The organism is Calditrichota bacterium (assembly GCA_013152715.1).
GTDB lineage: Bacteria > Zhuqueibacterota > Zhuqueibacteria > Thermofontimicrobiales > Thermofontimicrobiaceae > 4484-87.
Window position 1 is genome coordinate 1 of sequence record JAADFU010000007.1, and the last position, 10,377, is coordinate 10,377.

The window sequence follows — 10,377 nt, forward strand, 5'->3', positions numbered from 1 at the left end:
ATTTCCCCACTGGCGCCGGGCTGGCATCTTCGGCTTCGGGATTTGCTGCTTTGGCAGTTGCTGCGAACGGAGCGCTTGACTTGAAAATGTCGCCAAAAGAACTGTCGATAATTGCCAGACAGGGATCCGGTTCTGCGGCGCGCTCGATTTTCGGCGGCTTTGTGGAGATGAAAAAAGGCAAAAAAGAGGACGGATCAGACAGTTACGCGGTGAAAATCGCAGAGGAGAATCACTGGAATTTACAAATGCTGATTGCCATTACTTCGGAAGAGGCAAAAAAAACAGGCTCAACCGATGGCATGTTACTTTCGCAGGAAACGTCTCCCTATTACAGCCAGTGGGTTCAAAGTTCCGATAAAGACCTTGAACTTTGCCGGGAGGCAATTTTGAAAAAAGATTTTTCATTACTGGCAGAAGTCGCTGAATTTAGTTGCTTGAAAATGCATGCTCTTGCTTTAAGCTCAAAACCGGGGCTGATTTACTGGAACGGCGCCACAGTGGAAACCATTCATGCAATTCGGGAATTGCGCAATCAGAAAGGAGTTCCGGTATTTTTTACTGTGGACGCAGGCCCACAGGTCAAAGCCATTTGTGAGCCGGATTATCTGGATCAGGTTCAGAAAATTCTCTCTGAAATAGACGGCGTCAAAAGAGTAATGCAGACACCTTTAGGTTCAGACGCGAAAATTATTTGAAGGAAAAATGATGAAAATTGTTACTAAAGTTCCCGGGAAATTGATTCTTTTGGGTGAATATGCCGTGCTGGAAGGCAGCGCCTCGCTGGTGATGACAGTGAATCGATTCGCGCGAGTTGAAATTTCTCTCTCTGATCAGATGACGTTCACTTTGCAGGCGCCGTCTATTGGCATCCGCAATTTGCAATTTTCTGTGGACAGAACAGGAAAAATTCGGTTTCTGAGTCAACTCTCTCCGCGCATGGCAAAGAAACTCAAATTTTTCGTCTCTATTTTTGAATTCGGAATTCATCTCTTGCAAAAAGGAAAAAAAACATTGCACCCGTCACAGCTTTTGCTGGATACCGACGGTTTTTTTCACAATAATCGCTCGATCAAATTAGGCCTTGGCTCCAGCGCCGCGCTAACTGTCGCGCTTGTCGCCAGTTTGCTCGCCAGCTCGGGCCAGATTCCTGCGGACAAAGAACAGGTTTTTCAAATGGCGCTTGAGGCTCACCGTGCCGCTCAAGGAAATGTGGGCAGCGGAATTGACATTGCGGCGTCGGTTTATGGCGCAATTTTGTCCTATCGCATAAATCCGGGAGCGGAAAATTTAAACCCAAGAATTGAACAATTCACCATTCCCAGAAATCTTTTCATGCTGCCGGTCTGGGTCGGGAAAGCCTCTTCGACCAGCCAATTCGTCAAATTGTTCAACGATTTTAAATTGAATAATAAAAAGAAATTTTCGCTGATTGTCGATGAAATGAAGGCAGTTGCCGATGCCGGAAGTCTGGCTTTTCAGCAGCAAAAAGTTACCGAATTTTTAGAGAGCATTCATCAGTACAATTTGCTGATGCAAAGATTGGGCGAAGAAATTGGCGCGCCGATTGTGACCGACGAACATTTAAAAATGGCAAATTTAGCAGCGGAAATGGGCGTTGTTTACAAACCGTCCGGAGCTGGCGGCGGAGATATCGGCATTTGTTTCGCTGATTCGAAGACGACATTTCCCGATTTGAAAAATAAAATAAAAAAAGCAGGTTTTGAACCGCTTGATCTCACTTTTGAACCAAACGGATTACAAACAAAATTAATTAAGGTAGAAGCAAGTGAAAACGTCGCGTATTCCTGATTTTTATCAATATTCAATTACTGAACGACTAAAACTTCTGAGAAAATACGAAATTCTAAATGAGGAAGAATCCCGAGCGCTGACCAATGGGAAATATGTGCTTCATCCGGAAGAAGCCGACAAAATGATCGAAAATGTGATCGGAGTTTTCAGTTTGCCCATGGGCTTGGGACTGAATTTTTTGATCAATGGCAAGGAATACATCGTTCCCATGGTCGTGGAGGAGCCGTCGATTGTCGCGGCGGTAAGTTCTGCGGCAAAACTCGTGCGTCAGGCCGGCGGATTTGAAAGCAAAAGCACCGAGCCTATTTTGATCGGACAAATTCAGATCATGGACATGGAAAGTCCGATCAAAGCCAAGCAGGCAATTCTTCGCCAGAAGGAAGAAATTCTCAACCTGGCAAATGATCTGCACCCGAATCTTGTCGCTCGCGGCGGCGGCGCCCGGGACCTCGAAGTGATTTTACATTCGGCGAGTTCCCGATTCGGCGAAATGTTGGTCGTCCATTTGCTCGTAGACACCAGAGATGCCATGGGCGCCAATCTGGTCAACAGCATGTGTGAAGGCGTGGCATCTTTGATTGAAAAAATTACCAGGGGCAGAGTTTTTTTGCGTATTCTTTCCAACCTTGCGGATCGGTCGCTGGTGCGGGCAAAGGCAGTGATCCCGCCGAAATTGCTGGCGGGAAAAGGCTATTCGGGCGAAGAAGTTCGGGAAGGAATTATCCTGGCGAACCATTTCGCCGCGATTGACCCCTATCGCGCTGCCACGCACAACAAAGGCATCATGAACGGCATCGATCCGGTCGCCATCGCCACGGGAAACGACTGGCGCGCCATCGAGGCCGGAATTCACGCCTACGCCGCTCGCGGCAAATCGTACACTTCACTGACAAATTGGTTCAAAGACGACAGCGGAAATCTGGTGGGCACCATCGAGATTCCGGTGAAAGTCGGCACTGTGGGCGGGCCTCTGCAATCAAACCCGACGGTAAAAATAGCGCATCAAATTTTAGGTATCAAATCGGCGCAGGAATTGGCTGAGGTTATTGGCGCTGTCGGATTGGCGCAAAATTTTTCTGCCTTGCGCGCGCTGGTCACAGAGGGAATTCAGCGAGGTCACATGACTCTGCACGCCCGTAGCGTAGTGAAAGCCGCCAACGTTCCCGATTTTTTGTTCGACGAAGTGGTGAACCGAATCATTGAAAGCGGAAATATCAAAATCTGGAAAGCGCGGGAGATCACTGCGAAATTGGAAGGTAAGGAAGGGGGAGAACTGATTTCCGACGAAAAAAAACCGCTGCCTTCCGGCTACGGAAAGGTAATTTTGCTGGGAGAACACGCCGTGGTTTACGGCAGTCACGCCATTGCTGCGCCGATTCCGCTGGCGATTCAGGCGCGAGTGGAAGATGCCGACGAAGGAATTTATCTCATCGTGCCGCAATGGGGAGTTGATGAAAAAATTCAGCAAGGAAAAGATTACAGATATTCCATTTACAAATCGCTGCAAATGTTGCTGGAATCGCTCGATTTGATGGGGCGGAGCATGAGGCTGTTTTTATTTCCGCACATTCCTCGCGCCATGGGTTTGGGTGGTTCCGCTGCGTTAGCGGTTGCTATCATTCGCGCCCTTTCCGAACATTTTAAATTAGGTTTGTCAGATGAAGAAGTGAATAAATTGGCTTACGAATCAGAGAAAATCGTTCACGGCACACCTTCCGGAATAGACAATACCATGGCGACTTACGGGAAATTTATTTTGTACCAAAAAGATACGCCTCCGAAATTACAGGAAATTAAAGTACCGAAGCCATTGCCATTAGTTATCGGAATGAGCGGCGTCGAAGGTCTGACTCTGAAAATGGTGCGTCAAGTACGCCAGGGCTGGGAAAAAAATCGCGCTCTGTACGATCAGATTTTCAATCAAATAAACGATCTCACGCTTCAGGCAGTGGAAGCAATTCAGACTTACGATCTGGAAAAATTAGGCTATTTGATGAACATTAACCAGGGATTGCTTAATGCCATTCAGGTCTCTTCCTGGGAACTGGAAGAACTCGTAGAAATCGCCCGCAAAAACGGCGCCTTGGGCGCAAAACTCACCGGCGGCGGTGGCGGCGGTGCCATTATTGCTCTCTGTCCGGAAAATGCGGAGCAGGTTGTGGATGCCATGCAACGAGCTGGGTATAAGGCGATTGTGACGGAGGTGGGGAACTAATTTTAATTTTTGGGAAGAAGTTTGTTTTTTTGCGATGATACTTATTATAGCTTCTAAATTCGATTGCTACATAGTTTTGCTCTAATCGAAATTTGAGCATATTTTTGCTTTTCGTTATTATTAATTTTGCCACCAGCAGGGGTGCATTAGAACGTATATCGTTTTATAATCTTTATCAAGAGCTTCTTCAAATGAGAATGGATCCCATTTGTTTCCAGAATCAGCCACGAAAATTTCGGGTACTTTCAGAACTTCCGGTGAATTTGCCCAAGTCTCAATAAAGAAATCTGTTGGGCTTTGATTAAGTATTAAATAATAATTTGGTATGCCCAGGGAGGCATTTAATTTATCTCCATGAGAGCAAATTGAATAAATATCTCCGTATTTTGACTCAAATAATTTAATCTCCGATTTTAAAATATCGCGGCAGATATCTAAAACCTGCTCTGTTACTTGCTCTTTTTTGGTAATGTTATGTGTATAACAGTAGGTAGCAATTGTTTCATAATGCAGCCCGATTTCATGCCCAAAGTTCGACAAGTATGATATTTGCATTTCCCCTTCAGTTGCCCAACGAAAATAGTAAGTTGAATGCACCCCTATTTGGTGTTCTATAAAGCCCATTCCCATTGCGGTAATTGGTGCATGATCTACATCGTGTCTCATAATGATTGTGCGTTCGTTTCTATAAATTTCTAAATTTCGATACCAGTCTATGACAGGAACAATTTTATATTTTTTCTCTTTCGCTTTAAGCAATAGCCGCTGAAACTCTCTCAGTTTATTGGGGAATTGAAGCCTTATTGTATCCGCTGGATTGGATGATGATAAGTTGTTATCAATTTTAACTATCTTTTTCTCATAGGGGAAAAATGAAATCTCTAATCGAAGTACTTGCCCCACCATGTCCACGTGGCTAGAGTCAATATAAAAATAACCACTTTTTTCAGATGAAAAAGTTAATCGCCCAAAGCTGATAGTCGCATTTTCAATAGGAATGTTTGTCCTTTCATCAACTATATATCCATGTATCCCTTCAGGAATAACCGGCGAAAGGGTATTTTTATCATTTTGACAAGACGCAAAAGCAATGACTAATTCGACCAGAATGATAAACCGTAATTTAATAAAAATCTTCATTTCTTTGCCTCTTATTGGCATTGCCCGATGGGTCATTTAAGAATCAAGTAGCTTTAGCCATTCATCTTTAATTATCCTTCGAAACAAAGATTCCCCACAAAAAACCAATCCCCCAACTCAAGTGAATTGTGGTAAATATAATTGGCAAAATGGAAAAATATTGAAATCCTTTTTCCAGACTGATTTGAAGCGACGAGATAAACGCTAAAACGAGATAAAGTCCCCAAATTGCAGCTAATGGAACCAAAAAAAAGGGCTTAAATATTCCTGCGATGAGAAAGACAATAGTTGCCAGCGCAAACGCAGGCGGGATCAAATGCATCAGTTTAATCGCCTTGAGATGTTTTTTAATCACGTTAACGCGCAAAATACCATAACGAAACAATTGATTGATGAGTTTCCCCATCGTTTTTCTGGGGTAATAATAAGAAACAATTTTAGGAGAGTAAAAAATTTTGTAGCCCGCCTGTCTGATGCGCCAATTGAGTTCAGCGTCTTCAGAAATGAACAAATCTTCGTCAAAATAGCCCACTTCATCAAACAGTTCTTTCCGGTAGGCAGCATAGACAACAGTGTCCACAAATTTTTCTTTTTTCCCGTAGCGATAGGGCGCGCTTGCCAGTCCGAAAGGGTGCCCCATGGCATAACCAATAGCGCGTTGCATGAAATTTTCGCCCACATTGATCTGAGTGCCGCCCACGCATTTGATGTTCATTTCCTTCATCAGCCGAATGTTTTGGCTGACAAAATCTTCTTTGATTTTTGTGTGCGCGCCCAGGATAATTACGACTTCTCCGGAGGCATTTTTTATTCCCATGTTCAGTGACGAAGGCGTTTTACGTTTGGGATTAGTGAGCAAACGGATAGTGAAATGATTTTTGGCCAGTGACAGCACCTTTTCCCGGCTGCCGTCACTGGAATTTCCGTCAACAACAATGATTTCGATTTTTTCCTGCGGATAATTCTGTCCTTGAATCGATCCGATGCAACGCTCAATATTCCCTGCTTCATTGTACATGGGAATCACAATTGAAACAAGAGGTAGATTGTTATCTTTTGATGATTTTTCTTTGTTCGCTCTATCCATTGATAATTTTCTTCAATGTCGAAACCACATACTCAATTTCTTCTTTTGTTAATTCCGGGAACATGGGCAGAGAAAGGAGTTGCTCTGCATGTTTTTCCGTGACCGGAAAATCGCTTTTTTTGTAGCCCAGATGTTTGTAGGCATTTTGCAAATGCAAAGGAATCGGATAATGAAGTCCGGTGCTGATGCCGTTTTCAGCTAATTTTTTCTGCACATCGTCGCGATTTTCCACTTTAATCACGTACAGATGATAAACGCCTTTTGACCATTCCGGTTCCTGCGGAAAAATCACGCCATCAACGTCTTTGAGCAATTCGCCGTAATAAGCCGCATTTCCCCGGCGTTTCTCAGTCCATTCCGGCAAATGTTTCAGTTTCAATTTTAAAATTCCCGCCTGAATGGCGTGCATGCGTCCGTTGAAACCCTCGAATTCGTGGTAGTATTTTTTACTCTGTCCGTGATCCCGATACATTTTAATTTTTTGCGCCAGTTCGACGTCGTTAGTAGCAACAGCGCCGCCTTCGCCGCAGGAGCCTAAATTTTTTCCGGGATAAAAACTGAATGCCCCGGCTAATCCCATGGAACCGGCTTTGCGAGTCTTGCCATTCTTCTGATACAACGCGCCGTGTGCCTGACAGGCATCTTCAATGACGAAAAGTCCGTATTTTTCAGCAATTTCCAGAATCGGATTCATGTCTGCCATTTGTCCGTATAAATGCACCGGAACAATTCCTTTCAATCGATTCGATGATTTCGCGCGTTTTTCCACTTCAGCAGCTAATTTTTCCACATCAATATTATCGGTTTTCTCGTCAATGTCAACAAAAACTATTTTCCCGCCTGCCTGACTGATGGCTTCGGTAGTTGCGATAAAAGTGTTCGGCGTAGTAATCACTTCATCACCCGGCTGCAAACCGGCTGCCAGCAGAGCAAATCGCAGCGCATCCGTGCCGCTGTTCACGGCTACGGCGTGCGACGTACCGCAAAATCGTGCAAAATCTTCCTCAAAACCGCTCACATTCTTTCCGCCAACAAAAGCTGTGTTGTCAATCGCCTCACTCACAATGTCCATGATTTGTTCTTTTAGCATTTGATGCTGGGGTTTGAGATTGAGAAATGGAATTTGCATGAAGGGTCTCCTTTGTTAGTTTGGCTTCTCTAATTTTTCGGGGAAAACTTTAGAAACAACGTGTACTCCACCTTTAAGGTGGGCACACGTGATGATTAAAATTCTCAATCAATCTCCACAACCACACCGTTATTCCGCAAAGATTTTTCCGCAGCTTCCAGCGCTTTGATGACGCGCAAACCACTGTGGCCGTTGCTGATGGGTGTTTTTCCGTTCTGGCAACAATCAATAAAATGATTCATTTCACGGCGCAATGGCTCGAAATTTTGAATGTAGGGACTGATAATGTCTCCGGAACGATAGCTGAGTTGATACTCGCCAAATGTCTCCGGGTCTTTGTAGTCAACGCCTTTGTCGTAAATTTTCACTTTTTCAATGTTTTCCGTATCATCGTAAACGAGCATTTTTTTGTTGCCAACGATCGCTGTGCGCCTCAATTTACTCGGCGCCAGCCAGCTTATCTGCAAATTGGCAATGCAGCCGTCCGGAAATTCTATGTTGATGAACGCCACGTCAGGGATGTCTTTTTGCACGCAATCTTTGCCCATGGCGGAAATTCGTTTCGGCGTCTGATTCAGCCAGAAAAACAACATGGAAAAATCGTGCGGCGCCAGATCCCAAATTACGCTCACGTCTTTCTGATGCAATCCTAAATTCACGCGCGACATGGAAATATAATAAATGTCGCCTAATTCTTTGCTGTCAATCAGTTCTTTTATTTTCAGCACCGGCGGGCTATATTCAAAGGTGTGGCCGACCATGAGAATGAGATTATTTTTTTCAGCGGTGGCAATTAATTCTTCCGCTTCTTTGTGGTTTTCTGTCATTGGTTTTTCCACAAATACGTGTTTTCCTGCTTTCAGAAAATCGTGGGCAATGGGAAAATGCAGCGAAACAGGCGTGGCAATAATTACGGCGTCAATATCTTCGCGATTAGCCAATTTCCGATAATCGCTTTCAATTTCCACAGTTGGGTATTTCAATTTTGTTTTTTGTAAATTTGACTCATCCAAATCGCAGGCAACTAACTTTTCGGTCATTTGACTTTCATACAGATTTCTCAACAAATTAGGTCCCCAATAACCCAGGCCAACGATCGCAATGTTCATAAGATTTCCTTTCTGTTCGTGAATAATTAAAATTCATATAAATTCAGCAATTCTATTGAAGATTTTTCCCAGTTATATTGTTCACTGACGGCTTTTTTACCGTTTTTGCCATAATTTTTTGAAGAGTTTTTTATTTTAAATACCGCACTAGCAAAATCCTCTGCAGAGTGAGATTGAAAAATTTCACCACATTCGGTTTCACGAACTATTCTGGCTATTGCCCGGGCATCAGTAGTGATGACAGGCTTAGCAAGAGCCATGTATTGGAATAACTTGTGCGGTACTGTTCCGTCAATCATTTCGTTGGATGGTCGTGGAATAATGCATATATCAGCAGCCGCTATATATGTGGCAGTCTGTTCAAATTCAACCCATCCAATGAATTCAACCTGCTCTGAAATTCCCAATTTTCTGGCCAATTTTTCCAACTCGGACCGGGTTGGTCCATTGCCAATTAAAAGAAGTTTTAGGTTAGGAATATCTCGGATCAGAATTTTTATCCCCTTAATTGCAATATCTAATTCACGCTCTGGATTAAGGATCCCAACGTAGGTCAAAACAAAATTATTTTTGTATTTTGCAATAACGTTAGGATCAATTTTAAGTTTAGTATATTTTTCGATTTGTACAGTATTACCAACAATGAATATTTTTTGCGGGTCGATCCCTCGAGAAATAAATTGATTTTGATGTTCTTCAACGACGACGATAACCTTGTCAGCTAATTTCAGACTGATATCTTCTAATTTACGAGCAAAAGCAGGGTTGCGAAACAAGATCGGCAGAAATCCCTTTTTGCCCCAGGTTTTAAGAGCTGCAGGATAGTTTTCGTGCACGTCAAAAATAACTGGGATATGGAGAATTTTTCCTATCAGAATTGCAGCCAGTGCCAATGGCAAATCATGGACATGGATAGCATTTATGTGATTTTTTAAGCAGGCTTTAGTAATTAGAAATAGCCATATTGGGTTAAAAAAAAGCGGTACACCAAATATTGCTTGCAATATTCTGCCTTTGAAATAAAAATGGGGAAGTCGTATAATTTTAAAATGTTGGCTGATTGTTTCTTCTCGTGCCCTATTTTTTTTATTATTACAGAGTAAAAATATTTGATGCCCTTTTTGTGTAAGAGAATCGATTTCCTTTTCCAGCCTGATATCGGGCGGGAAGTCGCTCTGCAATACCATTAAAATTCGTTTGTGGTTGTTCATAACGCTGACATTCTCCAAGAAATAAAAAAGAGTAGGCGGATTTTATGCAGCACATAGTAAAATATAATAATTTAAACATGAAATTCAATAAAAATCTTTTTTTTAGCAATGTTAGAATAAATTTTATATAACTTTTTTTCTTCGATTTCCCAATTATAATAATCGCGAATAGTTCTTTGTGCCTTTAACGACATCTCTTGTCTGACGTTATCATCTGATAAAATGGCATGGATAGCCTCGGCAATTTTATGGGGATTTGTTTCATCAACTACTTTCCCAACATCATGCCGCTGAATTATTTTTCTGACTTCCGGAAAATCAGAAAAAACCACAGGTAAACCTGCCACCAAAAATTCAAATAATTTATTTGGAAGCATAAAGTAATAATTAAGACATTCATTTTGAATGAGCGCTACGCCGATATCTGCGGAGGCGGTAAAATTAGGTAACTCATTGACGGGGACCGGATCAAGAATAAAAATCTGTTCTTTTTTAGGATGATAAATAGCTTTTTTCCTTAGTTCTTCTATGTAGTCTCCAGGTCCAATAAAAATGAGTACTGCATTATCTATGTATTTCATAGTCTCTAATAAAACATCTGTACCTCGAGCCGGATGAATTAACCCTTGGTATAAAATAATTTTTTCTGATTTTTTAATTGGTAATAGTTCTCG

General features: G+C 42.5%; 9 protein-coding genes. 3 read left to right on the forward strand and 6 right to left on the reverse strand.

All coding sequences use genetic code 11. The features are described from left to right. The 3 genes from mvaD to GXO74_00675 all read left to right on the forward strand — a co-directional run. The coding region (gene mvaD, locus GXO74_00665; protein NOZ60170.1) for a diphosphomevalonate decarboxylase at positions 1-695 on the forward strand (695 nt) is incomplete at its 5' end. A 7-nt stretch (positions 696-702) separates the two neighbouring features. Continuing rightward, positions 703-1,809, forward strand: coding sequence for a hypothetical protein (locus tag GXO74_00670; GenBank protein NOZ60171.1), 1,107 nt, complete (start codon positions 703-705; stop codon positions 1,807-1,809). Then, positions 1,787-4,027, forward strand: coding sequence for a hydroxymethylglutaryl-CoA reductase, degradative (locus tag GXO74_00675; GenBank protein NOZ60172.1), 2,241 nt, complete (start codon positions 1,787-1,789; stop codon positions 4,025-4,027). Before GXO74_00670 ends, GXO74_00675 begins: the two co-directional genes overlap by 23 nt. Positions 4,028-4,147: 120 nt before the next feature. Here the strand turns inward: GXO74_00675 and GXO74_00680 are convergent, their stop codons facing one another. The 6 genes from GXO74_00680 to GXO74_00705 form a co-directional block, all read right to left on the reverse strand. Beyond that, a complete protein-coding gene (locus GXO74_00680; protein ID NOZ60173.1) occupies positions 4,148-5,167 on the reverse strand; it encodes a carboxypeptidase-like regulatory domain-containing protein in 1,020 nt (339 codons plus the stop codon). Between the two features lie 67 nt (positions 5,168-5,234). Further along, entirely contained in the window at positions 5,235-6,254 is a 1,020-nt protein-coding gene (locus GXO74_00685) for a glycosyltransferase family 2 protein (GenBank protein NOZ60174.1), read from the reverse strand. Further along, positions 6,247-7,383 (reverse strand): DegT/DnrJ/EryC1/StrS family aminotransferase, encoded by a 1,137-nt coding sequence (locus GXO74_00690; GenBank protein NOZ60175.1) that lies wholly within the window; start codon positions 7,381-7,383, stop codon positions 6,247-6,249. Before GXO74_00690 ends, GXO74_00685 begins: the two co-directional genes overlap by 8 nt. A gap of 104 nt (positions 7,384-7,487) precedes the next feature. Beyond that, positions 7,488-8,492: a Gfo/Idh/MocA family oxidoreductase gene (locus GXO74_00695; protein ID NOZ60176.1), complete on the reverse strand. Its 1,005-nt coding sequence runs from the start codon at positions 8,490-8,492 to the stop codon at positions 7,488-7,490. A gap of 26 nt (positions 8,493-8,518) precedes the next feature. Continuing rightward, positions 8,519-9,703 carry a glycosyltransferase family 4 protein gene (locus GXO74_00700; protein NOZ60177.1) on the reverse strand — a complete coding sequence of 395 codons (1,185 nt, stop codon included), beginning with the start codon at positions 9,701-9,703 and terminating at the stop codon, positions 8,519-8,521. Positions 9,704-9,774: 71 nt separating this feature from the next. After that, on the reverse strand, positions 9,775-10,377 hold a 603-nt coding region (locus tag GXO74_00705; GenBank protein NOZ60178.1), incomplete at its 5' end, for a glycosyltransferase family 4 protein.

Bases quoted from the DNA above. Each gene is read 5' to 3' on its own strand.
- GXO74_00670 (NOZ60171.1), top strand. From the start codon at position 703: ATGATGAAAATTGTTACTAAAGTTCCCGGGAAATTGATTCTTTTGGGT.
- GXO74_00680 (NOZ60173.1), bottom strand. From the start codon at position 5,167: ATGAAGATTTTTATTAAATTACGGTTTATCATTCTGGTCGAATTAGTC.
- GXO74_00685 (NOZ60174.1), bottom strand. From the start codon at position 6,254: ATGGATAGAGCGAACAAAGAAAAATCATCAAAAGATAACAATCTACCT.
- GXO74_00690 (NOZ60175.1), bottom strand. From the start codon at position 7,383: ATGCAAATTCCATTTCTCAATCTCAAACCCCAGCATCAAATGCTAAAA.
- GXO74_00695 (NOZ60176.1), bottom strand. From the start codon at position 8,492: ATGAACATTGCGATCGTTGGCCTGGGTTATTGGGGACCTAATTTGTTG.
- GXO74_00700 (NOZ60177.1), bottom strand. From the start codon at position 9,703: ATGAACAACCACAAACGAATTTTAATGGTATTGCAGAGCGACTTCCCG.